The sequence below is a fragment of the Paraburkholderia sp. FW306-02-B genome (assembly GCF_058782725.1).
Genome location: NZ_JBYSXZ010000001.1, coordinates 3,494,070 through 3,518,112, shown reverse-complemented (window position 1 = coordinate 3,518,112; position 24,043 = coordinate 3,494,070). Strand labels below are relative to the sequence as shown.

The 24,043-nt window shown below is 62.2% G+C and carries 26 protein-coding genes; 24 read left to right on the top strand and 2 right to left on the bottom strand.

Annotated elements, in window-relative coordinates:
- Positions 1-610 precede the first annotated feature (610 nt).
- From AC3WOG_RS15540 to AC3WOG_RS15525, 4 genes are read left to right on the top strand one after another with little or no spacing between them, the layout of a single operon-like run.
- Positions 611-1,636 carry an RluA family pseudouridine synthase gene (locus AC3WOG_RS15540; protein ID WP_492578816.1) on the top strand — a complete coding sequence of 342 codons (1,026 nt, stop codon included), beginning with the start codon at positions 611-613 and terminating at the stop codon, positions 1,634-1,636.
- A complete protein-coding gene (locus AC3WOG_RS15535; RefSeq protein WP_492578815.1) occupies positions 1,629-2,288 on the top strand; it encodes an HAD-IIIA family hydrolase in 660 nt (219 codons plus the stop codon). Before AC3WOG_RS15540 ends, AC3WOG_RS15535 begins: the two co-directional genes overlap by 8 nt.
- 8 nt (positions 2,289-2,296) lie before the next feature.
- Entirely contained in the window at positions 2,297-2,713 is a 417-nt protein-coding gene (locus AC3WOG_RS15530; RefSeq protein ID WP_492578814.1) for a Rieske (2Fe-2S) protein, read from the top strand.
- Positions 2,714-2,744: 31 nt separating this feature from the next.
- A complete protein-coding gene (locus tag AC3WOG_RS15525; protein ID WP_492578813.1) occupies positions 2,745-3,749 on the top strand; it encodes a S49 family peptidase in 1,005 nt (334 codons plus the stop codon).
- A gap of 69 nt (positions 3,750-3,818) precedes the next feature.
- Here AC3WOG_RS15525 and AC3WOG_RS15520 read toward each other — a convergent pair whose 3' ends face one another.
- Both AC3WOG_RS15520 and AC3WOG_RS15515 read right to left on the bottom strand, forming a co-directional pair.
- Complete coding sequence (locus AC3WOG_RS15520; RefSeq protein WP_492578812.1) at positions 3,819-4,538, bottom strand: SAM-dependent methyltransferase; 720 nt, start codon at positions 4,536-4,538, stop codon at positions 3,819-3,821.
- Entirely contained in the window at positions 4,535-5,152 is a 618-nt protein-coding gene (locus AC3WOG_RS15515; RefSeq protein WP_492578811.1) for a Maf-like protein, read from the bottom strand. Before AC3WOG_RS15515 ends, AC3WOG_RS15520 begins: the two co-directional genes overlap by 4 nt.
- A 212-nt stretch (positions 5,153-5,364) precedes the next feature.
- Between AC3WOG_RS15515 and AC3WOG_RS15510 the strand changes: the two genes are divergently transcribed.
- From AC3WOG_RS15510 to pdxJ, 20 genes are all read left to right on the top strand, one after another.
- Entirely contained in the window at positions 5,365-6,009 is a 645-nt protein-coding gene (locus AC3WOG_RS15510; RefSeq protein ID WP_492578810.1) for a DUF177 domain-containing protein, read from the top strand.
- A 101-nt stretch (positions 6,010-6,110) separates the two neighbouring features.
- On the top strand, positions 6,111-6,290 hold the full coding sequence (gene rpmF, locus AC3WOG_RS15505) for a 50S ribosomal protein L32 (protein ID WP_006051932.1): 180 nt from the start codon (positions 6,111-6,113) through the stop codon (positions 6,288-6,290).
- A 172-nt stretch (positions 6,291-6,462) separates the two neighbouring features.
- Positions 6,463-7,569 (top strand): phosphate acyltransferase PlsX, encoded by a 1,107-nt coding sequence (plsX, locus tag AC3WOG_RS15500; RefSeq protein WP_492578809.1) that lies wholly within the window; start codon positions 6,463-6,465, stop codon positions 7,567-7,569.
- The gene (locus AC3WOG_RS15495) at positions 7,569-8,558 is read left to right on the top strand and encodes a beta-ketoacyl-ACP synthase III (protein ID WP_492578808.1); all 990 of its coding nucleotides are present in this window, start codon (positions 7,569-7,571) and stop codon (positions 8,556-8,558) included. The genes plsX and AC3WOG_RS15495 overlap by 1 nt, the downstream gene beginning before the upstream one ends.
- 122 nt (positions 8,559-8,680) lie before the next feature.
- Complete coding sequence (gene fabD / locus AC3WOG_RS15490; RefSeq protein WP_492578807.1) at positions 8,681-9,616, top strand: ACP S-malonyltransferase; 936 nt, start codon at positions 8,681-8,683, stop codon at positions 9,614-9,616.
- 105 nt (positions 9,617-9,721) lie between these two features.
- The gene (fabG, locus tag AC3WOG_RS15485; RefSeq protein WP_492578806.1) at positions 9,722-10,471 is read left to right on the top strand and encodes a 3-oxoacyl-ACP reductase FabG; all 750 of its coding nucleotides are present in this window, start codon (positions 9,722-9,724) and stop codon (positions 10,469-10,471) included.
- A gap of 151 nt (positions 10,472-10,622) precedes the next feature.
- Entirely contained in the window at positions 10,623-10,862 is a 240-nt protein-coding gene (acpP, locus tag AC3WOG_RS15480; protein WP_004197638.1) for an acyl carrier protein, read from the top strand.
- 221 nt (positions 10,863-11,083) lie between these two features.
- The gene (gene fabF / locus AC3WOG_RS15475; RefSeq protein WP_492578805.1) at positions 11,084-12,322 is read left to right on the top strand and encodes a beta-ketoacyl-ACP synthase II; all 1,239 of its coding nucleotides are present in this window, start codon (positions 11,084-11,086) and stop codon (positions 12,320-12,322) included.
- Positions 12,323-12,338: 16 nt separating this feature from the next.
- Positions 12,339-12,824 (top strand): protein YgfX, encoded by a 486-nt coding sequence (locus AC3WOG_RS15470; protein WP_492578804.1) that lies wholly within the window; start codon positions 12,339-12,341, stop codon positions 12,822-12,824.
- A 101-nt stretch (positions 12,825-12,925) separates the two neighbouring features.
- Positions 12,926-13,525 carry an RNA polymerase sigma factor RpoE gene (gene rpoE, locus AC3WOG_RS15465; protein ID WP_006051939.1) on the top strand — a complete coding sequence of 200 codons (600 nt, stop codon included), beginning with the start codon at positions 12,926-12,928 and terminating at the stop codon, positions 13,523-13,525.
- Positions 13,526-13,609: 84 nt separating this feature from the next.
- A complete protein-coding gene (locus AC3WOG_RS15460; protein WP_492578803.1) occupies positions 13,610-14,236 on the top strand; it encodes a sigma-E factor negative regulatory protein in 627 nt (208 codons plus the stop codon).
- A gap of 4 nt (positions 14,237-14,240) precedes the next feature.
- A complete protein-coding gene (locus AC3WOG_RS15455; RefSeq protein ID WP_492578802.1) occupies positions 14,241-15,284 on the top strand; it encodes a MucB/RseB C-terminal domain-containing protein in 1,044 nt (347 codons plus the stop codon).
- 37 nt (positions 15,285-15,321) lie between these two features.
- Positions 15,322-16,842 (top strand): DegQ family serine endoprotease, encoded by a 1,521-nt coding sequence (locus AC3WOG_RS15450; protein WP_492578801.1) that lies wholly within the window; start codon positions 15,322-15,324, stop codon positions 16,840-16,842.
- Positions 16,839-17,111, top strand: a complete 273-nt coding sequence (locus AC3WOG_RS15445) for a glutaredoxin family protein (RefSeq protein ID WP_492579815.1) — start codon at positions 16,839-16,841, stop codon at positions 17,109-17,111. Before AC3WOG_RS15450 ends, AC3WOG_RS15445 begins: the two co-directional genes overlap by 4 nt.
- A gap of 193 nt (positions 17,112-17,304) precedes the next feature.
- Entirely contained in the window at positions 17,305-19,098 is a 1,794-nt protein-coding gene (gene lepA / locus AC3WOG_RS15440; RefSeq protein ID WP_492578800.1) for a translation elongation factor 4, read from the top strand.
- 18 nt (positions 19,099-19,116) lie between these two features.
- The gene (lepB, locus tag AC3WOG_RS15435) at positions 19,117-20,010 is read left to right on the top strand and encodes a signal peptidase I (RefSeq protein ID WP_492578799.1); all 894 of its coding nucleotides are present in this window, start codon (positions 19,117-19,119) and stop codon (positions 20,008-20,010) included.
- A gap of 164 nt (positions 20,011-20,174) precedes the next feature.
- Positions 20,175-21,416 (top strand): ribonuclease III, encoded by a 1,242-nt coding sequence (rnc, locus tag AC3WOG_RS15430; protein WP_492578798.1) that lies wholly within the window; start codon positions 20,175-20,177, stop codon positions 21,414-21,416.
- A gap of 54 nt (positions 21,417-21,470) precedes the next feature.
- Entirely contained in the window at positions 21,471-22,370 is a 900-nt protein-coding gene (era, locus tag AC3WOG_RS15425) for a GTPase Era (protein ID WP_492578797.1), read from the top strand.
- On the top strand, positions 22,357-23,268 hold the full coding sequence (recO, locus tag AC3WOG_RS15420) for a DNA repair protein RecO (RefSeq protein ID WP_492578796.1): 912 nt from the start codon (positions 22,357-22,359) through the stop codon (positions 23,266-23,268). Before era ends, recO begins: the two co-directional genes overlap by 14 nt.
- On the top strand, positions 23,265-24,029 hold the full coding sequence (pdxJ, locus tag AC3WOG_RS15415; protein WP_492578795.1) for a pyridoxine 5'-phosphate synthase: 765 nt from the start codon (positions 23,265-23,267) through the stop codon (positions 24,027-24,029). The genes recO and pdxJ overlap by 4 nt, the downstream gene beginning before the upstream one ends.
- The last annotated feature ends 14 nt before the right edge of the window (positions 24,030-24,043 follow it).

The following is a 24,043-nucleotide window of genomic DNA, read 5'->3' as shown; positions in this document are numbered from 1 at the left end:
AAATGGCGGGAGAATTGCCTGAGAGGGCCCGGTCCGATCAAAAGGACACGGTGCCGCAGGGCACATGCGAACACGGCTTCAAATAACGGCCCGACACGCCGCGGGTTCTGCCGGCAGACCTTCATACGCCTTCATCCACTCGCGCCGGTGCGCCAACTGGGCGCGTGACCGGAGGGTCGAAGGCTGCGGTCGTGCCGCAGCGAGAAGTTCGCGCAGGAGGCGCGTCTTTTCTCGCCGGGGGTGTCTCGCCTCATTTTGACGTCGCCATGTCTTGTACTTTCTACAAGACGCCTCGGGCGCACGCCGTATTTTCGCAACCGGCAGCTTCGGACAACAGGCGTCAGACCGCCCGACACCGAAGCTGAAAGTTAAATTCTTTTTTACCAAAATTCCGTTACCGTCGAAGCCGACCTTGACCGAACGCGCCTGTGGGCGCCGTCCCTGCCAGGCACTGACTTCGTGCGTGCAACTTGTTGCATCTCATTTTCAGGGTGAGCAACCAGACCCCGGCGCAAGTAAAATAACGGTTTATCGCTTGCACCTGCGCAATCCGCCCGAATTCCGGACACTGCGCCGGCCGCCGCAGACTGCTGGGCAAATTATATTCAGAATGAAAGAGTTAGGCAAAATATCCCAGAAATCGGTCGCAAGTGACCAGGTCTCGATCATCGAGATCGACGACAGTGCCGCCGGACAGCGCATTGATAACTTCCTGTTGCGCGTCTGTAAGGGCGTGCCGAAAAGCCATATTTACCGCATCCTGCGCAGCGGGGAAGTGCGGGTAAATAAGGGCCGGGTCGATGCGCAACATCGTCTCGAGCTCGGCGATCTGGTGCGCGTGCCGCCGATCCGCGTCGCTCAACCGAATGAATCGATCGCTCAGACGCCGGTGCCGGCCGCTCATTTCAAGATCATTTTTGAAGATGAGCACCTGCTCGTCATCGATAAACCGGCCGGCGTCGCGGTCCATGGCGGCAGCGGGGTGGCGTTCGGCGTGATCGAGCAGATGCGCGAAGCGCGGCCGCAGGCGAAATTCCTCGAATTGGTGCACCGGCTCGACCGCGAGACCTCCGGCATCCTGATGCTGGCGAAGAAGCGCGCCGCGCTGGTCGGCCTGCACGAGCAGATTCGCGAGAACAGGATGGATAAGCGCTACTATGCGTGCGTCCACGGCGAATGGGCGAGCGACTGGGGCCGCCGCCGGGCAGTCAAGGAACCGCTGCACAAGTATCTGACCGCCGACGGCGAACGGCGTGTGCGCGTGCAGCCGGACGGACTGGCTTCGCATACGGTATTCAATCTGATTGACCGCTGGCCGGAGTACGCGCTGCTCGAGGCAGAACTGAAGACCGGCCGCACGCATCAGATTCGCGTCCATTTGCAGCATCTGGAACTGCCGATCGTCGGCGACGCCAAATACGGCGACTTCGCGCTGAACAAGGCGCTGGCGCGCGCCAACGCGAAGCCGGGCCTCAAGCGCATGTTCCTGCATGCGTACCGGCTCAAGCTGACGCACCCGGCAACCGGTGCGCCGCTGCAGTTCGAGGCGCCGTTGCCGGCCGAATGCCGCAGTTTCATCGCGCAGCTCAACGAATTACGAAATGGGTCACACCCGGAGACGACACCGCATGGCTAGAGAGCAATTTGATCTGATCGTCTTCGACTGGGACGGGACGCTGATGGATTCGACCGCGCACATCACGCGCAGCATCCAGGCGGCGTGCCGCGACCTCGGCTTGCCGGTGCCCGCCGACGAGGCCGCCAGTTATGTCATCGGACTCGGCCTGCGCGACGCCCTGCAAATCGCCGCGCCGACGCTGGAGCCGGCTGACTACCCGCGTCTGGCCGAGCGCTACCGCTTCCACTATTTAGTGAAGGATCAGACCACCGAACTGTTCGCCGGCGTGCGCGAGATGCTGCAGGAATTGCGCGATCAGGGTTATCTGCTGGCGGTGGCAACGGGCAAAAGCCGCGTCGGCCTGAACCGCGCGCTCGACCAGTCGCGTCTGACAAGCCTGTTCGACGGCACCCGCTGTGCGGACGAGACGTTCTCGAAGCCCCATCCGGCCATGCTGCACGAACTGACGCGCGAACTGGGGCAGGATCCCGCGCGCACCGTGATGGTCGGCGATACGACGCACGATCTGCAGATGGCGATCAATGCGGGTGTCGCGGGCATTGGCGTGACGTATGGCGCGCATCCGGCGGGCTCGTTGACCGCGCTGTCGCCAAAATTCGTCGCCTCGAGCGTTGGCGCGCTGTCCGGCTGGTTGCGCGAGAACGCATGAGTGGGCATATGAACGAGCGCGTGAATGAGCACCTGGGCGGGGCGGCCGTGGAACCGGTGCGGATTTGCGCGGCCGGGGAACTGGTCGACGGCGGCGCCGGTGTGCGGCACGCGGCTACCCTCGGCGGCTCGGAAGTGGTGGTGTTTTTTGTTCGCTATGATGGCCGTGCGTACGGCTATCTGAACCGCTGTGCCCACGTGGCGATGGAACTGGACTGGGCCGAGGGGCAGTTCTTCGAGTCCTCCGGTTTATACTTGATGTGCGCCACGCACGGCGCGATTTACGCGCCGGATACGGGCAGATGTGTCGGTGGTCCATGCCGTGGCGGCAGGCTGCGCCCCGTTCAGGTGGACGAGCGGGATACACCCGAAGGCCGCGTCGTATTCTGGCTGCCGGACGGCGAACTGCGCCCGGCGGGTCTCTGACTTTTCCTCTTCGATCTTTCCACTGCAACGCATGTCCGACAACTTGACTCCCGAACCGAAAGAACCGTCCCTGACAGGCCGCTCCCGCACGCCTGCCGATGAGCCGGGCTGGGAGCGCGCAGCGCTCGAGCGCATCGCGCTCGCGGCCATTAGCGAACAGCGCGCGGCGCGGCGGTGGAAAATCTTCTTCCGCTTTCTGTTCCTGATCGTATTTCTGCTGGCGGTGTGGGCCGCATTCGATTTCTCCGGCGACAAGGTCGCGGCCACCGGCCGGCATACGGCAGTGATTACGCTTAACGGCGAGATCTCCACCGATACGAACGCGAACGCTGAAGATATCAACACGGCGCTGCAAAGCGCGTTCGACGACTCCGGTACCGCCGGTGTGATCTTGCGTTGCAATAGCCCGGGTGGCAGCCCGGTGCAGGCGGGCATTATCTATAACGAGATTCACCGTTTGCGGGCCAAGTACCCGTCGATTCCGTTGTACGTCGTGGTCGGCGATATGTGCGCGTCAGGCGGCTATTATGCGGCCGCGGCCGCCGACAGGATTTACGTGGACAAGGCGAGCATTGTCGGTTCGATTGGCGTGCTGATGGACAGCTTTGGCTTTACCGGCCTGATGGACAAGCTGGGCGTACAGCGCCGCTTGCACACGTCGGGTGAGAATAAGGGCTTTTTCGATCCGTTCTCGCCGGAAACGCCGAAGATGGACGAACATGCGCAAGACATGCTCGACCAGATCCACGCGCAGTTCATCGCCGCGGTTCGCCAAGGCCGCGGCAAACGGCTGCATGAAACGCCGGATATGTTCTCCGGCTTGTTCTGGACTGGCCAGAAGAGCGTCGAACTCGGTCTGGCCGACGGTTTCGGCGATGCGGATTACGTCGCGCGCGAGATCATCAAGGCGCCGGATATCGTCGATTACACGGTGAAGGAGAGCATTACGGAGCGTGTTGCGCGCAAGTTCGGCGCGGCGGTCGGCAGTGGCGCCGTGCACGCGATGGCGCTTGGCGGGAAGCTTAATTTGCGTTGATCGGTTGCAAAAAGCCCCGCGCGGTCGTTGCTCGACAGCGCGGTGCTTTTTCGTTCAACGAGGCGGGGATCAGACGGCGAGTATCAGGAAAATCGCCGGCCGCTTGTGCAGATCGATAGCCGGGGTTTTTTTCCAGTCGGCCACCGTGCGGCTCGCGATGGTCTCCGTTTCCAGTGTCAGGTCCACTGCGACGCACACCAGCGTCGACGGCGCGCAGGTTGCCAGCAACGTGTCGAGCAACGCGCGATTCCGATAAGGCGTCTCGATAAAAATCTGCGTCTGCCTGGCCTTGCGCGATTGCTGTTCCAGATCCCGTAGACGCTTGGCCCGTTCGATGGCGTCGACCGGCAGATAGCCGTGGAAAGCAAAGCTCTGGCCATTCAGGCCGGAAGCCATCAACGCCAGCAATATTGAACTCGGTCCGACAAACGGTACGACCTTGACGCCGCGCTCATGTGCGCGGCGCACCAGCAGGGCGCCCGGATCGGCGACCGCGGGGCAGCCGGCTTCGGATACCAGGCCGGCGTCAGTGCCGGCCAGCAACGGCGCGAGCAGTTTGTCGATCTCGCCCGCCGGTGTGTTGACGTTCAGTTCGCGAATCTCGATTTCCTGGATCGGCCGTTCGGTGCCGACTTTCTTCAGAAATGCACGCGTGGTTTTCGCGTTTTCGCCGATGTAATAGTGCAGCGAGGCCGCGCGGGCGCGTACTGGCGCGGGCAGGACGGCGTCGAGCGCATCGGCATCGCCTTCGCCAAGCGTGTTCGGGATCAGATACAGCGTGCCGCTCATTGCGCCCCCAATAGTGGATACCCAGCCGCCATCAGCATGCGCGACAGGGCGATCAACGGCAGCCCGACCAGCGCGGTCGGATCGTCCGAGTGGATGGCCTCGAGCAACGCGATGCCGAGGCCTTCGGATTTGGCGCTACCCGCGACGTCGTAGGGCGTTTCGGCGCGCAGATAGGCTTCCAGTACGGCGTCCGGCAGATTGCGGAACAGCACGCGCGTAATTACGTCGACGGATTGCGCCGTGCCCGAGCGGCTGTCGAACAGGCACAATGCACTATGAAACAGCACTTCGCGGCCGCGCATCGCCTGCAACTGGGCGAGCGCCTTGTCATGCGTGCCGGGCTTGCCGATCTGCAGGCCGTCATAGGTGGCCACCTGATCGGAACCGATCACGAGCACGGGTTCATCGGCGCCGAGGCCTGCGGCCGCCGCGCGGGCTTTCGCTTCGGCGAGCCGCAGCGCGGTCACTTCCGGCGTTTCGCCGATGAGCGGCGTCTCGTCGATCGCGGGCACGACGACATCGAACGGCGCACGCAGGCGCCCGAGCAATTCGCGACGATAAGGCGAACTCGACGCCAGAATCAGGCGTGGCGGGCGATTGGGGGAGTCTGGCATGGTCAACCAACGGCTAGAGAGGCGGGGCGTACGGGCTTGCGCGAGCAGCGCGCATGTACGGGCTTAAGTGTTTGACTCGAAAAGACAAAACGGATATCATTTCGGGCTTTTCATCGGTATGCTATTGCGCAGGCGAGTCCCTTAAAGGATTCGCGGGCTGCGGTACAGATCGATTTACCCCCGGCGAAATCCTTGCCGACGCAGGAGCGCACATGACTCAACATCCTGGCAACCCTGCTGGTCTTACCGACCCGCATGAGCTCGATCTATTCGAATTTGCGCGGAGTGGGCGTCAGGCCGCGGGTGTCGTGCGCGTCTCGCAACTGCCGCGCATGTTAAACGAAGTCCCGGCAGAAGCGCCAGACCGCGATACCGCGTTCACCTGGCAAGCCGAAGGGGCGACGCAGCCGGAATTGCAGGACGACGGCACCGAGGGTCCGCAGCCTTATCTGAGGCTCGCGATTCACGGCGCCGCATGGCTCGAATGTCAGCGGTGCATGGCGCCGTATTCGCAGGCGTTCAACGTCGATGCAACTTACCGGATCGTCAGCACTGAGGCGGAAGCCGAAGAGTTTCCGCTCGACGAGGATGAAGTCGAAGTGATCGTGGGCTCGCGCCAGTTCGATCTCGTCGACTTGATCGAAGAAGAGTTGCTGCTTTCCTTGCCGCTCGTGCCCAAGCACGAGGTTTGTCCCGAAGTGCACGAGAGTCTCGTCTCTGGTGTGGCAGGTACAGAAGGCGAGGGCGACGAGGGCGCATCGGATGAAGCGGGTGAGGGCGGCGAGCCCGAGCGGCCCAATCCGTTTGCGGCGCTCGAAAGTCTCAAGCGCGGTGAGCCGGGCGACAAGAAGCGCTGAACAGTTGCATGGGAGCGCGATGCGGGCGCATTGGCCATTCGGCCAGTGGCGGAGACCGGATCGGGCTGTGTTAGAATTCGGAAAATTTTTAGGAGTTAGTCATGGCAGTTCAACAAAATAAGAAGTCGCCGTCGAAGCGCGGCATGCACCGTTCGCACGATTTCCTGACGGCAGCGCCGCTGGCAGTGGAACCGAGCACGGGCGAAGTGCATCTGCGTCACCACGTTAGCCCGAACGGCTACTATCGCGGCAAGAAAGTCGTCAAGACGAAGAACGACTAATCGTTTCACTGCGTTGCGCCCCTTGGCGTTTCGCGTGGCGATCGGCTCGCTTGACATTTTCCCGGCTCGGCAAAAAGGCGGCATTCAACTGCCGCTTTTTTGTGTCGATCGCAGTTGGCGCTTTAGCGCTTACTGCGGTCCCATGCAGGGCGCCTGAAATTCGTCGCACTCCATGACAGTAAAGCTCACGATAGATTGCATGGGAGGCGACCACGGCCCGTCCGTGACCGTTCCCGCGGCCGTCAACTTCGTTCGTTCGCATCCCGACGCGCAATTGCTGCTCGTTGGCATTGAAAGTGCGATTCGTGCGCAGCTGAAGAAGTTGAAGGCCCAGGACTTGCCGGCGCTGACCGTCGTACCCGCTTCCGAGATCGTCGCCATGGACGATCCGGTCGAAGTCGCGCTACGCAAGAAAAAAGATTCGTCCATGCGCGTGGCGCTGAACCGCGTCAAGGAAGGCGAGGCGCAAGCCTGCATTTCCGCCGGCAACACCGGCGCGCTGATGGCGGTCTCGCGGTATGTGCTGAAAACGCTGGCGGGCATCGAACGCCCGGCCATTGCGTCCGCACTGCCCAATCCCAATGGCTATACGATGATGCTCGACCTGGGCGCCAACGTCGATTGCGAACCGCAGCATCTGCTGCAGTTCGCGGAGATGGGGCACGCGCTCGTGTCCGCGCTCGAAGGCCGCGAGCGGCCTACCATCGGCCTGCTCAACATCGGCGAAGAAGTCATCAAGGGTAACGACACCATCAAACGTGCCGGCGAACTGCTGCGCGCGAGTACACTTAACTTTCACGGCAACGTTGAGGGCAACGACATTTTCAAGGGCACGGTCGACGTGATCGTCTGCGACGGTTTTGTCGGTAATGTTGCGCTGAAGACGTCGGAAGGCCTCGCGCAGATGCTCTCCAACATCATCAAGGACGAGTTCGGCCGTTCGTGGCTCACCAAGGTGATGGCGGTGCTCGCCTTGCCGGTATTGATGCGCTTCAAGAAACGCGTCGACCATCGGCAATATAACGGCGCCGCGCTGCTCGGCCTGCGCGGACTGGTGATCAAAAGCCACGGTTCGGCGGATGCCTACGCGTTTGAGTGGGCTATCAAACGCGGGTATGATGCCGTCAAAAACGGCGTGCTGGAGCGCCTTGCGCGAGCGATGGAAGAGAACGCGGGTTCTCTCGAACAGGCAGCGCGCGACGCAAGCGGCGCGGGTCACGCAAGCCCGCTCGCAGGCCAGCCGGCCGAGCCCTACGCTGCGCAATCCTCGAAGGCATAATGGCTCAATCGACAATTTATTCCCGCGTGCTGGGCACCGGCAGTTATCTGCCGCCCGGGCGCGTCACCAATCAGGATCTGGCTGATCGTCTCGCCAGGCAGGGCGTCGAGACGAGCGACGAATGGATCGTCGCCCGCACGGGCATCCATGCGCGCCACTTCGCCGAACCTGATGTCACTACCAGCGATCTGGCATTGATCGCTTCGCAACGCGCGATCGAAGCAGCCGATATCGATCCGCAATCCATCGATCTGATCATCGTTGCAACCTCCACGCCGGACTTCGTGTTTCCGAGCACCGCGTGCCTGTTGCAGAACAAGCTCGGCATCAAGAACAACGGCGCGGCGTTCGACGTGCAGGCCGTCTGTTCCGGCTTTGCTTACGCGGTGGCGATGGCGGACAGCCTGATTCGCGGCGGCCAGCATCGCACAGCGCTCGTGATCGGCGCGGAAACCTTCTCGCGCATTCTCGATTTCAATGACCGCACCACCTGCGTGCTGTTTGGCGACGGCGCGGGCGCGGTGATCCTGTCGGCTTCCGAAGAACCGGGCGTGCTGGCAAGCGCATTGCACGCCGACGGTAGTCATTCGAACATTTTGTGCACGCCGGGCAATGTGAACGGCGGCGTGGTCGCCGGCAGCGCATTCCTGCATATGGACGGACAGGCCGTGTTCAAGCTCGCCGTCAACGTGCTCGAAAAGGTCGCGGTCGAAGCACTCGCGAAGGCCGGTCTGTCGGCCGAGCAGATCGACTGGCTGATTCCGCACCAGGCCAATATCCGCATCATGCAGAGCACCTGCCGCAAGCTCGGTTTGCCGCAGGAGCGCATGGTCGTCACAGTGGGCGAGCACGGCAATACGTCGGCTGCGTCCATTCCGCTCGCATTTGACGTCGCGGTGCGCGACGGCCGCATCAAGCGCGGCCAGAACGTGCTGATCGAAGGCGTCGGCGGCGGCTTCACGTGGGGCGCCTCGGTTATCCGCTACTGATAGCGCATAGCCGCCAGGAGCGGCGACGGTACAACGGGCGCTGCTTGCGGCGCTCGAGCGCGCTGGAGAGCAGTCGAAAGCGCGCGCCACCCACATCTGACTACATCGAATTTGGGGACGATATGAAATTTGCGTTCGTTTTTCCTGGGCAAGGCTCGCAGGCGGTCGGCATGCTCAACGCATTCGCCGATCATGCGGTCGTGCGTGAGACGGTTCAGGAAGCGTCCGACGCGCTCAATCAGGACCTCGGCAAGCTGATCGCCGAAGGCCCTGTCGAAGATCTGAACCTCACCACCAACACCCAGCCGGTCATGCTGACCGCCGCGTACGCGATCTATCGCGCGTGGCAGGCAGCGGGCGGCCCGAAGCCTGCGGTCGTCGCCGGTCATAGCCTCGGCGAATACACCGCGCTGGTCGCGGCCGGCGCGCTCGCGTTTCGCGATGCCGTGCCGCTTGTGCGTTTTCGCGCGCAGGCGATGCAAACGGCGGTGCCGGTAGGCGTTGGCGGCATGGCCGCGATTCTCGGCCTCGACGACGACACGGTGCGCGCGGTTTGCGCGGAAGCGTCGGTTGCGGGTGTCGTCGAAGCGGTGAATTTCAATGCGCCAGCGCAAGTCGTGATTGCCGGCCATAAGGCTGCGGTCGAAAAGGCTTGCGAAGTCGCGAAGGCGAAGGGCGCGAAGCGCGCGTTGCCGCTGCCGGTCTCGGCGCCGTTCCACTCATCGCTGCTCAAGCCCGCGTCGGATCAATTGCGCGAATACCTGGCTAGCGTCGACGTGCAGGTGCCTTCCATTCCGGTGATCAACAACGTCGATGTTGCCGTGGTCAACGAACCCGCGCAGATCAAGGATGCACTGGTGCGTCAGGCGGCCGGCGCGGTGCGCTGGGTCGAAAGCGTGCAGGCGATGGCTGGGCAGGGCGTCACGCACGTGATCGAATGCGGGCCGGGCAAGGTCCTTGCCGGTTTGACCAAGCGTATCGACGGCAATCTGATCGGCGCCTCGGTGTTCGATCCGGCTTCGCTCGAAGAAACGCTCAAGCTCGTGACGGCGGCCTGAACGCCGCGTGATAGGCATCAGCGGCTTCAGGACGCGGCACGATGCGTCGTTTCAAGACCCGTTTCAGGAATCAATCAGCCCTCCGAAGGGCATCCGGACTGACAGATGGAAAAGACTCTCGATAAGCAGATCGCAATCGTGACGGGCGCGTCGCGCGGCATCGGCCGTGCGATCGCGCTGGAATTGGCGCGCCAGGGCGCGACAGTGATCGGCACGGCGACCAGCGAAAGCGGTGCAACCGCAATCACTGAAGCGTTTAGCGCGGCAGGCGTGACCGGCCGCGGCGCGGTGCTCAACGTCAACGACGCTGCCGCAGCGGAAGCGCTGATCGACGGCGCGGTGAAGGAATTCGGCGCGCTGCATGTGCTCGTGAACAACGCCGGCATCACGCAAGACCAACTGGCCATGCGCATGAAGGACGACGACTGGGACGCGGTGATCGACACCAACCTCAAGTCGGTGTTCCGTCTGTCGCGCGCCGTGCTTCGTCCGATGATGAAGGCGAAGGGCGGCCGCATCATCAATATCACGTCGGTGGTCGGCTCGGCCGGCAACCCGGGGCAGGTCAACTACGCCGCCGCGAAAGCGGGTGTGGCGGGTATGACGCGGGCGCTCGCGCGTGAGATCGGCAGCCGCGGCATCACCGTCAATTGCGTCGCGCCGGGCTTCATCGATACCGACATGACCAAGACCCTGCCGGAAGAGCAGCAGACGGCGCTGAAGACGCAGATTCCGCTCGGCCGTCTCGGCAGCCCGGAAGATATCGCGCACGCCGTCGCGTTCCTCGCGTCGCCGCACGCGGGTTATATCACCGGCACGACACTGCATGTGAACGGCGGAATGTACATGTCGTAACCAAATTCGGTTACTATCCGCGCCTTGATGCGTTTGCAAAAGCGTAAGGCGCATGCCTTGACAGCAACCCGATGCGCCGCTTTTTTGCGGGGTCAAACCTGATAAAATGCGCGCACCTGTATTTTTGAACTTCTTTTCCCTTGGAGGGGTAATGGACAATATCGAACAGCGCGTCAAGAAGATCGTCGCAGAACAACTGGGCGTTGCCGAAGCGGAAATCAAGAACGAAGCTTCGTTCGTGAATGACCTCGGCGCTGACTCGCTCGACACCGTCGAACTCGTGATGGCCCTCGAAGACGAATTCGGCATGGAAATTCCGGATGAAGAAGCCGAGAAGATCACGACCGTTCAGCAAGCGATCGACTACGCTCGCGCGAACGTCAAGGCCTAAAGTCATTCGCGCCTGCGTTTCTGCGTTGGCGGCGTATGATGCCCTGCCGTGTCGATTGTCGACGCCAGCGGGGCTGGCGCTTTTTGCCGTGCAGGAGCCAGCGATGTTGACAGCGCAGTTGTCCGCGCGATTGCCGACTTAACAGCCACAGGGCACACAGGGCAAGTTCCTGTGTGGCCGCTGTGGCTTTTGTTTTTGTCATCTATGAAAAAGGGGTTACCGTGAGCCGCCGTCGTGTTGTTGTTACAGGCCTGGGGCTGATTTCGCCTGTTGGCAATAATGTTGCCGACGGCTGGGCCAATCTGGTCGCCGGCAAGTCGGGTATTGCCAATATCACGAAGTTCGATGCATCGAACTTCTCGACTCGCTTCGCCGGCGAGGTGAAGGGCTTCAATATCGAGGACTACATCCCCGGTAAGGAAGCGCGCCACATGGATACGTTCATCCATTACGGCGTCGCGGCCGGCATCCAGGCGATGCAGGACAGCGGCCTCGAAGTCACCGATGAGAATTCGGAGCGCATCGGCGTGGTGGTCGGTTCGGGCATCGGCGGCTTGCCGATGATCGAAGCGACGCAAACCGAGCTTCTCAATCGCGGCCCGCGCCGTATTTCGCCGTTCTTCGTGCCGGCATCGATCATCAACATGATCTCCGGCCATCTGTCGATCAAGTTCGGCATCAAGGGGCCGAATCTCGCCATCGTTACCGCGTGTACGACGGGTTTGCATTGTATCGGCGAGGCTTCGCGCCTGATCGAATACGGCGACGCCGACGTGATGATCGCAGGCGGCGCCGAATCGACCGTGTCGCCGCTCGGTGTCGGCGGCTTTGCGGCGGCGCGCGCGCTGTCACAACGCAATGACGATCCGGCAACGGCGAGCCGTCCGTGGGACAAGGATCGCGATGGTTTCGTGCTGGGCGAGGGCGCCGGCGTGATGGTGCTCGAAGAGTACGAACACGCGAAGGCGCGCGGCGCGAAGATTTACGCCGAAGTCGGGGGCTACGGGATGAGCGGGGACGCCTATCACATGACCGCTCCGCTAGAAGATGGCGACGGCGCGCGCCGCTGCATGCTGGCCGCCATGAAGAACTCGGGTATCAATTCGGATCAGGTGAACTACCTGAACGCGCATGGCACGTCCACGCCGCTCGGCGACCTGGCCGAAACCACCGGCATCAAGCGCGCTTTTGGCGACCACGCCAAAGACATGGTCGTGAATTCGACCAAGTCGATGACGGGTCACCTGTTGGGCGGCGCCGGCGGTCTGGAGTCCGTGTTTACGGTGCTGGCCGTGCATCATCAGGTGTCGCCGCCGACGATCAACATCTTCAATCAGGATCCGGCCTGCGATCTCGATTACTGCGCGAACACGGCGCGGGAGATGAAGATCGACGTCGCGCTGAAGAACTCGTTCGGGTTCGGCGGCACGAACGGCACGCTGGTTTTCAAGCGCGCCTGAGCGCTTGATCGCCTGGGTGACGCGCCAGTCGACGACGCCGGCTCAGCCGGCGGTTTCCCTCGGATCGGCAACGCCCGACGGAGCGCCGCAACGGATTACGTTGCGGCGCTCCGTCGCCATGCGCGCCGCGTCGGTTTTTTTCGTCCTGACCGCCACGTTGGCTGTCTATACCTGCCTCGCATCGCATCTGGGCGCCTGGCAGGCTCTTCCGTTGACGTTCGCCGTATTGGCGTTGCTGACGCTGTGCGCGGCGAAGCACGAGCGTGCGCAGCCTGTCGCGCTCAAACTCGGGCCGGACGGGTTGTCGGCCTGGGGTCGTGCAGGGAATCTGCTGACGCAGGGCCGCATTGCCGGGTGTTCGCAATGGAGCGGCCGCCTGCTTGTTCTGGCCCTCGCGCCGGATCATGGGCGCTCCCGTACGCTATTGGTCGCCGCCGACGTACTCCCTGAGCCGGTCTTCCGGGAACTGGCCGTGCTGGGCCGGCGCGGCGCGGGTGCGTGACTGTAACGACTGTAACCGCTGTTACCGTAGTAACGTGCCGCAGTGATGGGGAAGCTACAATGGTGCCCCGCCATGCGCCCTATAGTTAACGGATTTATCAGGTGAGCGAAAAAGAAATTGATCAGGTGCTGGTCGAGCGCGTCCAGAAGGGCGACAAGGCCGCGTTCGAGCTTCTGGTCTCCAAATACCACCGCAAGATTCTCCGGCTGATCTCGCGCCTCGTGCGCGACCCTGCCGAAGTGGAAGACGTCGCCCAGGACGCCTTTATCAAGGCGTACCGGGCATTGCCGCAATTTCGCGGGGAATCGGCGTTTTATACGTGGTTGTACCGGATTGCGGTCAATACGGCAAAGAACTACCTTGCGACCCAAGGGCGGCGCGCACCGACTTCGACCGAAGCAGATGCTGAAGAAGCTGAAACTTTCTCGGACGCGGACCAACTAAGGGATATCAACACGCCTGAGTCGATGTTGATGAGCAAGCAGATCGCTGAGACGGTCAATGCTGCGATGGCGGTTTTACCGGAAGAGTTGCGCACCGCCATTACTCTTCGTGAAATAGAAGGTTTGAGCTACGAGGAAATCGCTGAGATGATGGGTTGCCCAATTGGTACAGTCAGATCACGAATTTTCCGCGCTCGCGAAGCCATTGCGGCAAAATTGCGTCCGTTGCTTGACACACCTGAAGGCAAGCGCTGGTAATCGACCAGCCGGCAGGACGGGAGCACGGGTGCAATATCTGGGTTAGTGGTGTCACTACGGGGTGTTTGTAAGATGGGGAGCATCATGGGGTCGGTCTCGATGCAATCGCAAGCCAGCTCGCGCAACGAGCGTCTGTCCGCTTTTGTCGACGGTGAGCTGTTCGGCGAAGAGCATCTGAACAAGTTTCTTTCCGAGCTGGACGGCGAAGATCGTGCCGCCTGGTCGAGCTATCACCTGATCGGCGACGCGCTGCGTTCCGACGATCTGGCGGTCAGTCCCGCGGCGAGCAGTGCATTCCTGAGCGGTTTCGCCGCGCGCTTCGAAAATGAGCCGCACGTGCTCGCGCCTGCCGCGATGCCGGTCGCGCGCCGTCTGCTGGCGTTGCGCCGCCGTGTCGTGCCGGCATTTGCCGTCGCGGCCGCCGCTGCCACGCTCACCTGGATCGTCGTGCCGCAACTGCAAGGCGTGCCGGGCGGTCCCGGCATGACGCAGGTCGCATCGGTCCAGTCGCACGGCGATTCGCTGCAGCGCGTGGCAATGGCTTCGGTGCCCGCCGCCACCGTTGTGCCGGTTGCACAAGACGCCAATATCATTCGTGATGCGAGTCTCGATCAGTATCTGGAGGCCCATCAGCAATTCGCGCAACAACCGGTCATGCCGGGTTCGATGCCGCTGATTCGCGCTGCCGCCGTCTCTACGCAAGGCCAATAGTTTGATGCAGACTCCGCGGTTGAATAAAACGACTATCTGGGGGCGGCTGCCGGCTTTTCTGTTCTGCGCAGCTGTGTTGTTGTCCGCTACGCCGCGGGTCTTTGCACAAACCGACGATCCGCTCGTCGCCCGTCGCACGGCCGCGGATCTGCTCGACCGGATCCATCAGGCCGCGCAGCAGCAGAATTACGAGGGCGCATTCGTCTATCAGCGCGGCAATTACGTTCAGACGTCGCGGATCGCGCACTACGCGACCCGCACGGACGGCGAATACGAGCAACTCGAAAGCCTCGACGGCAAGCCGCGCAAAATGCTGCGTCATAACGAAGAGCTCTACACGTTCGTGCCGGAGCGGCATCTGTGCGTGGTCGAGAAGCGCCAGAACAAAGACTCGTTCCCGGCCTTGCTGGCGGTCAGCGGCGAGCAGGTGCTGGCGGTGTACCAGCCGAAACTGCTCGGCGACGACCGCGTCGCGGGCGTCGACAGCCAGGTGATCGAGCTCGATCCGAGAGACGCCTATCGCTTCGCGTACAAACTGTGGGCCGACAAGAAGACCGGCTTGCTGCTGCGTGCGCAGACGCTCGACCCGAATGGCCAGGTGCTCGAGCAATTGTCGTTTTCTCAGGTTCGCGTCGGTGTGCCGGTCGACAAGTCCGCCATCGTCAACGGTATTCGTAATACGGCAGGTTGGACCGTCGTGCGTCCGCCGGTCGAGCCTGTCGATATGCAAGCACAAGGTTGGCAGATCACGCCCACGGTGCCCGGCTTCCGCAAGATCCGCGAACTACGCCGCCCAATGGCTGCGCGCGAGGCAGGCCAGCCTACCATTCCGGTCGACCAGGCGGTGTTCTCGGACGGTCTCGCGGCCATTTCGGTGTTCGTCGAGCCGGTCGAAAATAATACCCGCAAGGAAGGCGCAGGTAGCAGCGGCGCGACGCACGTGCTGGTCAAGCGGCGCGGCGACTTCTGGATTACTCTGCTTGGTGAAGTGCCCCAGAGCACATTGCAGCAATTTGCGTCTGCCATAGAATACAAAGCTCCGAAGTAATCTTCCGAATCCCTCGAATCCCTCGGCTTGCTACGATATGACGACTTTCTCGGTGCGCAAATTCCTCGCGGCCGCGGTGGTAGTGGCGTGTTTGCCGCTTTTGCCGCATACGGCGTCGGCGGCTCCCGCCGCCAATCTGCCCGACTTCACCGATCTGGTCGACAAGGTCGGCCCGGCCGTCGTCAACATCCGCACCACTACGCGCGTTTCGAGCAGCGGCGCGCGCGGCGGTCTGCCTCCGGGCATGGACGACGGCGACATGTCGGAGTTTTTCCGTCGCTTCTTCGGCATCCCGTTGCCGCAGTCGCCGCAGTCGCCGGGTTCTCCTGGTTCGCCGCGCGGCGGCGATAACGGTGGCAGCGGTGGCAGCCAGGACACACCGGATAGCAACGATCCCGAACAGAACAGCGGCGTCGGCTCCGGTTTCATTCTGTCGGCCGATGGCTACGTGATGACCAACGCGCACGTCGTCGACGACGCGGACACCATTTACGTCACGCTCACCGACAAGCGCGAATTCAAGGCGAAGCTGATCGGCGTCGATGATCGGACCGACGTTGCCGTCGTCAAGATCAGCGCGGCCAATCTGCCGACCATCACGATCGGCGACTCGAACAAGGTGCGCGTAGGCGAGTGGGTGGTCGCAATCGGCTCGCCGTTCGGTCTCGAGAACACCGTGACCGCCGGCATCGTCAGCGCCAAGGGGCGCGACACGGGCGATTACCTGCCGTTCATTCAGACCGACGTGGCCGTCAATCCGGGCAACTCGGGTGGTCCGCTGATCAATATGCAAGGCGAAGTGATCGGCATCAACTCGCAGATCTATAGCCGCACAGGCGGGTTCATGGGCATTTCGTTCGCGATTCCGATCGACGAAGCGATGCGCGTGGCCGACCAGTTGAAGGCCTCCGGCAAGGTTGTACGCGGCAGGATTGCCGTGGCGATCGGCGAAGTGACGAAGGACGTGGCCGATTCGCTCGGTTTGCCGAAGGCGCAGGGTGCGCTCGTGAGCAGCGTCGAACCGGGCGGTCCGGCTGATAAGGCCGGCGTGCAGCCGGGCGACATCATCCTGAAGTTCAACGGTCACTCGGTCGACACTGCAACGGATTTGCCGCGCATGGTCGGCGACACGAAGCCGGGCACTAAATCGACGATTACGATCTGGCGCAAGGGTCAGACGCGTGATCTGCCGGTCACGATTGCAGAGATGCAGCCGGACAAGACCACCAAGGCGGATCAGAAGAAGCCGCCGGTGCCGAAACAGCGTGCGACGAACATGCTGGGTCTCGCGGTCAGCGATATCCCCGCCGATCAGTTGAAGGCGCTGAAACTGCGCAACGGCGTGCAGATCGATGCAGTTGACGGTCCGGCGGTGCGCGTGGGGCTGCAAAAGGGCGACATCGTACTGCGCGTCGGCGATACGGATATCACAAGTGCGAAGCAGTTTGACGATGTGGTCTCGCACCTCGATCCGCAGAAAATGGTTGCGCTGCTGGTTCGCCGCGGCGAGAACACGCAGTTCGTACCGATTCGTCCGCGCAGCGGCGGCGCGAAATAAAAGTGGCGGCGCCGCTCACGCTCTACGGGCGCGCGTGGTGTCACTTGTGCGACGACATGCGCGCCGCGCTCGAGCCGCTGCTGGCCGAATTCGGCGCACGGGTAGAAGTGGTCGACGTCGACGCCGATCCCTTGCTGGAAGTGCGTTACAACGAGTTGGTGCCGGTTTTGGTCTGTGACGGTGTCGAACTGTGTCACTATCACCTGGACGCGGCGCGGGTTCGTACCGCGCTCGCCGCACGCGCTGCTCGTATTGCGGCGGCGCCTTAGGCGCCTTGGATGCATAAACGCGCGCGCTTTTCACATCAAGTTTTACGCCTCTCCTGAGCCGTCTTTTCCGCCCGGACCTCGCAAGATGCGCCGGGCGATAGCCTTTTCGGCTAAAATAGATAGGTTTTTCACCTACTTACAAGGCGTGCTCCGCTATTGTCCGAGCGCGCCTTTTTCGCTTGATCGGCACTGAATGGATCATATTCGTAACTTCTCGATCATTGCGCACATCGACCATGGCAAGTCGACGCTCGCCGATCGCATCATCCAGATTTGCGGTGGCTTGTCCGACCGCGAGATGGAAGCTCAAGTGCTCGACTCGATGGATCTCGAGCGCGAGCGCGGCATCACTATCAAGGCACAAACCGCTGCACTGACGTATAAGGCCCGTGACGGGCAGATTTACAACCTGAACATGATCGACACGCCGGGCCACGTCGACTTCTCGTACGAAGTCAGCCGCTCGCTGTCCGCGTGTGAAGGCGCGTTGCTGGTCGTCGACGCAAGCCAGGGCGTGGAAGCGCAAACCGTCGCCAACTGCTACACGGCGATTGAGCTCGGCGTCGACGTGATTCCGGTGCTCAACAAGATCGACCTGCCGGCCGCGAACCCGGAAAACGCGATTTCCGAAATCGAAGACGTGATCGGCATCGACGCAACCGATGCCACGCATTGCAGCGCGAAGACCGGCCAGGGCGTGGAAGACGTGCTCGAAGCGCTGATCGCCAAGGTGCCGCCGCCCAAGGGCGACCCGGAAGCACCGCTGCAAGCGCTGATCATCGACTCGTGGTTCGACAACTACGTGGGCGTCGTGATGCTGGTGCGTATCGTCAATGGCACGCTGCGTCCGAAAGACAGGATCCGCATGATGGCGACCGGCGCGCAGTACCCGGTCGAGCATGTCGGCGTATTCACGCCGAAGTCGAAGAACCTCGAATCGCTGTCCGCTGGGCAGGTGGGCTTCATCATCGCCGGCATCAAGGAATTGGCCGCCGCGAAGGTGGGTGACACCGTCACGCTGGTGAATCGTCCTGCTACCGAGCCGCTGCCGGGCTTCAAGGAAGTGAAACCGCAGGTGTTCGCCGGTCTCTATCCGGTCGAAGCGAACCAGTACGACGCGCTGCGTGACTCGCTGGAAAAGCTGAAGCTGAACGACGCCTCGCTGCAGTACGAGCCGGAAGTGTCGCAGGCGCTCGGCTTCGGTTTCCGTTGCGGCTTCCTCGGTCTGCTGCACATGGAGATCGTTCAGGAACGTCTTGAACGCGAGTTCGACATGGACCTGATCACCACGGCGCCGACCGTGGTGTACGAAGTCCTGCAGCGCGACGGCACGACCATCATGGTCGAAAATCCGGCCAAGATGCCGGAGCCCTCGAAGATCGAAGAAGTGCGTGAGCCGATCGTCACCGTCAATCTGTACATGCCGCAAGACTACGTCGGCTCGGTGATCACGCTGTGCACGCAAAAGCGTGGCACGCAGATCAACATGCAATATCACGGTCGTCAGGTGCAGTTGACCTACGAAATCCCGATGGGCGAAGTCGTGCTCGATTTCTTCGATCGTCTGAAGTCGATCTCACGCGGCTACGCGTCGATGGACTACGAGTTCAAGGAATACCGCGCGGCTGATGTCGTGAAGGTCGACATGCTGATCAACGGCGACAAGGTGGATGCATTGTCCGTGATCGTGCACCGTTCGCAAAGCCAGTATCGCGGCCGCGAAGTGGCGGCGAAAATGCGTGAGCTGATTCCTCGTCAAATGTACGACGTCGCGATTCAGGCCACCATCGGCTCGAACATTATTGCGCGCGAAAACATTAAAGCGTTGCGTAAGAACGTGCTGGCAAAATGCTACGGCGGCGATATTAGCCGTAAGAAGAAACTGCTCGAGAAGCAAAAGGCAGGCAAGAAGCGAATGAAGCAGGTGGGATCGGTCGAGATTCCGCAAGAGGCTTTCCTCGCGATCCTGCGTGTCGAAGACAAATAAGACGAACAACGGAACCCTATGAATTTTGCGCTGATTCTTTTTGTGCTCGTCATTTTGACGGGCGTCGCATGGGTCGCAGACAAACTGGTTTTTATGCCGCAACGGCGGCTCGCGGCGGAATCTGCGGTCGCTGAGTTCGACCGTCAGCAAGCACGTGTCGGCGAACGTTTCGCCGACGAAAACGCGGTGCAAACGCGCGCCCGTCTGCGTGATGACAAGCTGCGTCAACCGTGGTGGCTCGAGTATTCGGCGAGCTTCTTCCCGGTGATTCTGGTGGTGTTCGTGGTGCGCTCGTTCGTGGTCGAGCCATTCAAGATTCCGTCGGGTTCGATGGTGCCGACGCTGCTGGTGGGCGACTTCATCCTCGTCAATAAATTCGATTACGGCATCCGTCTGCCGATCAGCAATACGAAGATCACTGAAGGCCGTCCGCTCGAACGTGGCGACGTGGTGGTGTTCCGCTACCCGAAAGACGAGTCGGTCGATTACATCAAGCGCGTGATCGGTCTGCCGGGCGACACCGTCGCCTATCAGGACAAGCAACTGACGATCAACGGCAAGCCGGTGCCGGAAACGCCGCTGCCTGATTACCTCGACGAAGAGCGCCTCGGTTACGCGAAGCAGTTCGAAGAAGATCTTGGCGGCCGCAAGAACGCGATTCTGAACAATCCGGCCGTGCCGCCGTTCATCGTCGGCGCGGAAGATTATCCGTATCGCGATAACTGCACGTACAACGCACGCGGCGTGATCTGCAAAGTGCCGCCGGGCAATTACTTCATGATGGGCGACAACCGCGACAACAGCGCCGATAGCCGTTACTGGGGTTTTGCGCCGGACAGGAATATCGTCGGCCGCGCGTTTTTCATCTGGATGAACTTCAGCAATCTGAAACGCATCGGCTCATTCAACTGAGCGCGTATGCATTGATTGCTCGACACGCCGCGCAGATGCCACGTATCGGCCGCGGCGTGTTATCACGCTACTTTAAGAACCTGCGGTAACGTCGCTTCACTACGCTTTTTCCGCTGGCCGTCCCGCGTTTTCGCCGGGGCAGGCGCCCGCGTTATACTCTGCCCATGCCCCTATCTCCGTTGGAAAGCCGTTTGCGCTACGAATTTCGCAATGCGGAATTGTTGCGCCAGGCTTTAACGCACCGCAGTCATAGCGCCACGCATAACGAACGGCTCGAGTTTCTCGGCGACTCCGTTCTGAATTGCGCGGTGGCTGCGCTTTTGTTCCAACGTTTCGGCAAGCTGGACGAAGGCGATCTGTCGCGCGTCCGCGCCAATCTGGTCAAACAGCAGTCGCTTTACGAAATTGCTCAGGCCCTGAATATTTCCGAAGGCCTGCGCCTCGGTGAGGGCGAACTGCGCAGCGGCGGCTTCCGCCGGCCGTCAATCCTTGCTGACACGCTCGAAGCAGTGTTGGGTGCAGTATTCCTCGACGGTGGCTTCGAGGCCGCCCAAACGGTCATTAAGCGCCTCTACGTGCCGATTCTCGATCACATCGACCCGCGCACGCTCGGCAAAGACGCGAAGACTCTTCTGCAGGAATATTTGCAGGGTCACAAGATCGCACTGCCTACCTACACGGTCGTCGCGACTCATGGTGCGGCGCACAATCAACAGTTCGAAGTTGAATGCACCGTGCCGAAACTGGATGTGAAAGTGTCCGGTTCGGGCGCAAGCCGCCGCGCGGCCGAGCAGGCCGCGGCTAAGAAGGCGCTCGACGAAGTGATGGCCGCGGCGCCTGCCGTGGTCGCCAAGCCGAAGCGTTCGAAGGGGGCCCGTGCGGCGAAGAATGCCGAGCCGGAGATCGTGCCCGGCGTGACCGGTGTGCAGACCGCGCTCGACTTGCGCAGCCCGGATCGCAAGAATGAACGTGGTGCGGGGCGCGGTGAGAGCCGCGCCGCTGCAGCAGCGGCATCGGAATCCACCGCTGAGCGGCCCACGCTGACGGCCACGCCCGCGCCGCTGGCGGTGATTCGCGCGGCGCACGTCGAGTACAGCGGGCAGGACAGATCCGAGCGCGCCGAGAAAGCGGAAAAGGCGGATAAAGCGGTCGCCCACGCGAGCGAAAAGTCCGCTGACAAGGCCGCGGCGGACAAACCCGCCGAGAAATTAGACGTAAAACCGGCGGATGCAAAACCCGCCGACACCAAGCCTGAAAGCGCCACCGTCCGCAGCGTCGACAAACACCGCAGCCGCGAAACCACACCCGGCGCAGCCGTGCCCACGCCCAGCGCGCCGGCCCAAACCGAACACGAACCCGGTGTAGCCGACGCGGTGCAAACGCGCGTCGCCGACGCGGGCCATTGATTGCCATCGGCGCGCGACTCCCGCGCGCCGATCTGAACTTGCCGTAGCCCGAATATGAACGCTCCCACTCCCACTGGTTTTCGCTGCGGCATGGTCGCGATCGTCGGCCGCCCGAACGTTGGCAAGTCCACGCTGATGAACGCGCTGGTCGGCCAGAAAGTCAGTATCACGTCGCGCAAGGCGCAGACTACGCGCCACCGCATCACCGGCATTCACACGCTCGAAGACGCGCAGTACATCTTCGTCGACACGCCGGGGTTCCAGACCAAGCACAGCGGCGCGCTGAACCGTTCGCTCAACCGCGCGGTCACGTCCACACTGACTTCGGTCGACGCGATCCTGTTCGTGATCGAAGCCGGCCGCTTCGGCGCGGACGATCAGAAGGTGCTCGACCTGATCCCGCCGTCGGTGCCCACGCTGCTGATCGCGAACAAGCTCGATCGCGTGTCGGATAAGGATTCGCTGTTCCCGTTCATGCAGCAGGTGAGCGCGCTGCGCCAGTTCAACGAGATCGTGCCGCTGTCGGCGAAAAATCCGGACGACATCAAGCGTTTGATGGCGACCGTCAAGCCGTTCCTGCCAGAAGGCGCGCCGATCTACGGCGAAGACGACCTGACCGATCGCAGCGAGCGCTTCCTTGCCGCCGAAATCCTGCGCGAGAAGGTGTTCCGCTGGACCGGCGACGAACTGCCGTACACGAGCACCGTACTGATCGACAAGTTCGAAACCGAAGGGCGTCTGCGCCGCATTTTCGCGACCATCATGGTCGAGCGCGATACGCACAAGGCGATGATCATCGGCCAGAAGGGCGCGAAGCTGAAGCAGATCAGCACCGAAGCGCGCCTCGACATGGAAAAGCTGTTCGACGGCCCGGTGTATCTGGAAACCTTTATCAAGGTGAAGAGTGGCTGGGCCGACAATGAAGCCGGACTCCGTGCGTATGGGTACGAATGACGCATGGATGACGCTGAATTCCGACGCTGACCCGGACGACCCGGAGCCGGCCGCGCCGGCGCGCGAGCCGTCCAAACCCGCCCGCACCACCAAAAAATCCTCCTCGAACGCTAAAAGCGCACAGGGCGCCGAAGGCGAGCCGCGCAAAGCGCCGGCACGCCGCGCGCCCCGCACGTCCGCATCCGAGTACCGGATCGCGGAGCAACCCGCTTTTGTCCTACACAGCTATCCGTATCGCGAGACCAGTCTGATCATCGACGTGCTCTCGCGCGATCACGGCCGTCTCGCGCTCGTCGCGAAGGGCGCGAAGCGTCCGCACTCCGCCCTGCGCGGCGTGCTGCAGACCTTCCAGCCGCTCGCGTTGTCGTGGTCGGGCAAATCCGAAGTGCGCACGCTGACCGGCGCCGAATGGGTCGGCGGCATGTTGCCGCTGGCCGGCGACGCGCTGCTCTGCGGCTTCTACGTCAACGAACTGCTGGTCAAATTCTGCGCTCGCGAAGATCCGCATCCGCAACTGTTCCATCACTACGTCGTCACCATGACGCGTCTCGCGCATGACGAGCCGCCCGTGCAGGTGCTGCGTTCGTTCGAGCGCGTGCTGTTGCGCGAAACCGGTTACGCGATGGCGCTCGACCGCACCGTCGCGCGTAAAGCCGTGCACGCGGACGGCCGCTACGTGTTCGATCCGGAGCGCGGCGTACGCGAGGCCTCGGACGATCTGCCCGTGCAATGGCCGGTGGTTTCCGGACAAACCTTGCTCGATATGGAACAGGACGATTACCATCGAGCGCAGACGGTGGCGCAAAGCAAAACGCTGATGCGCTTTCTGCTCAACACCTACCTTGGCGGCACGCCGCTCGCGACGCGCCAGATCCTGATCGACTTGCAGAACTTATGAGCTTCTTTCTTACGTCGCCGAATGTGATTGACCTGGGCGTGAACATCGATCACGTCGCCACGCTGCGCAACGCGCGCGGCACGACTTATCCCGATCCGATCCGCGCCGCGTTGCAGGCCGAAGAGGCCGGCGCCGATGTGATCACGCTGCACCTGCGTGAAGACCGCCGCCATATCGTCGACGCCGATGTGCGCGCGCTGCGTCCGCTGCTCAAGACGCGGATGAATCTGGAATGCGCGGTGACACAGGAGATGCTCGACATCGCGTGCGAAGTGCAGCCTCACGACGTTTGCCTCGTGCCGGAAAAGCGCCAGGAACTGACGACCGAAGGCGGCCTCGACGTCGCCGGCCAGTTCGAAGCCGTGCGCGCCGCGTGCAAGCAACTCGCCGCCGTGAACTCGCGCGTGTCGCTGTTCATCGATCCGGACGAAACGCAGATCCGCGCCGCGCACGAAGCCGGCGCGCCGGTGATCGAACTGCACACGGGCCGTTACGCCGAAGCGCACGATCCCGCCGAACAGCAGCGCGAATACGAGCGGGTGGTGCACGCCGTCGAATTCGGCGCGACGCTCGGCATCAAGGTGAACGCGGGCCATGGCCTGCACTACACCAACGTTCAGCAGATCGCCGCGATCGAAGGCATCGTCGAGCTGAATATCGGCCACGCGATCGTCGCGCATGCGATCTTCGCCGGCTGGGACAACGCAGTGCGCGAGATGAAGGCGATCATGGTCGCCGCGCGTCTTGCCGCACGCGCTTAACGCCGCGGCGCCGC

What these genes read in the sequence shown, in the direction of transcription:
- AC3WOG_RS15540 (WP_492578816.1), top strand. Translation starts at nt 611, where the DNA reads ATGAAAGAGTTAGGCAAAATATCCCAGAAATCGGTCGCAAGTGACCAG.
- AC3WOG_RS15535 (WP_492578815.1), top strand. Translation starts at nt 1,629, where the DNA reads ATGGCTAGAGAGCAATTTGATCTGATCGTCTTCGACTGGGACGGGACG.
- AC3WOG_RS15530 (WP_492578814.1), top strand. Translation starts at nt 2,297, where the DNA reads ATGAACGAGCGCGTGAATGAGCACCTGGGCGGGGCGGCCGTGGAACCG.
- AC3WOG_RS15525 (WP_492578813.1), top strand. Translation starts at nt 2,745, where the DNA reads ATGTCCGACAACTTGACTCCCGAACCGAAAGAACCGTCCCTGACAGGC.
- AC3WOG_RS15520 (WP_492578812.1), bottom strand. Translation starts at nt 4,538, where the DNA reads ATGAGCGGCACGCTGTATCTGATCCCGAACACGCTTGGCGAAGGCGAT.
- AC3WOG_RS15515 (WP_492578811.1), bottom strand. Translation starts at nt 5,152, where the DNA reads ATGCCAGACTCCCCCAATCGCCCGCCACGCCTGATTCTGGCGTCGAGT.
- AC3WOG_RS15510 (WP_492578810.1), top strand. Translation starts at nt 5,365, where the DNA reads ATGACTCAACATCCTGGCAACCCTGCTGGTCTTACCGACCCGCATGAG.
- rpmF (WP_006051932.1), top strand. Translation starts at nt 6,111, where the DNA reads ATGGCAGTTCAACAAAATAAGAAGTCGCCGTCGAAGCGCGGCATGCAC.
- plsX (WP_492578809.1), top strand. Translation starts at nt 6,463, where the DNA reads ATGACAGTAAAGCTCACGATAGATTGCATGGGAGGCGACCACGGCCCG.
- AC3WOG_RS15495 (WP_492578808.1), top strand. Translation starts at nt 7,569, where the DNA reads ATGGCTCAATCGACAATTTATTCCCGCGTGCTGGGCACCGGCAGTTAT.
- fabD (WP_492578807.1), top strand. Translation starts at nt 8,681, where the DNA reads ATGAAATTTGCGTTCGTTTTTCCTGGGCAAGGCTCGCAGGCGGTCGGC.
- fabG (WP_492578806.1), top strand. Translation starts at nt 9,722, where the DNA reads ATGGAAAAGACTCTCGATAAGCAGATCGCAATCGTGACGGGCGCGTCG.
- acpP (WP_004197638.1), top strand. Translation starts at nt 10,623, where the DNA reads ATGGACAATATCGAACAGCGCGTCAAGAAGATCGTCGCAGAACAACTG.
- AC3WOG_RS15460 (WP_492578803.1), top strand. Translation starts at nt 13,610, where the DNA reads ATGGGGTCGGTCTCGATGCAATCGCAAGCCAGCTCGCGCAACGAGCGT.
- AC3WOG_RS15455 (WP_492578802.1), top strand. Translation starts at nt 14,241, where the DNA reads ATGCAGACTCCGCGGTTGAATAAAACGACTATCTGGGGGCGGCTGCCG.
- AC3WOG_RS15450 (WP_492578801.1), top strand. Translation starts at nt 15,322, where the DNA reads ATGACGACTTTCTCGGTGCGCAAATTCCTCGCGGCCGCGGTGGTAGTG.
- lepA (WP_492578800.1), top strand. Translation starts at nt 17,305, where the DNA reads ATGGATCATATTCGTAACTTCTCGATCATTGCGCACATCGACCATGGC.
- lepB (WP_492578799.1), top strand. Translation starts at nt 19,117, where the DNA reads ATGAATTTTGCGCTGATTCTTTTTGTGCTCGTCATTTTGACGGGCGTC.
- rnc (WP_492578798.1), top strand. Translation starts at nt 20,175, where the DNA reads ATGCCCCTATCTCCGTTGGAAAGCCGTTTGCGCTACGAATTTCGCAAT.
- era (WP_492578797.1), top strand. Translation starts at nt 21,471, where the DNA reads ATGAACGCTCCCACTCCCACTGGTTTTCGCTGCGGCATGGTCGCGATC.
- recO (WP_492578796.1), top strand. Translation starts at nt 22,357, where the DNA reads ATGGGTACGAATGACGCATGGATGACGCTGAATTCCGACGCTGACCCG.
- pdxJ (WP_492578795.1), top strand. Translation starts at nt 23,265, where the DNA reads ATGAGCTTCTTTCTTACGTCGCCGAATGTGATTGACCTGGGCGTGAAC.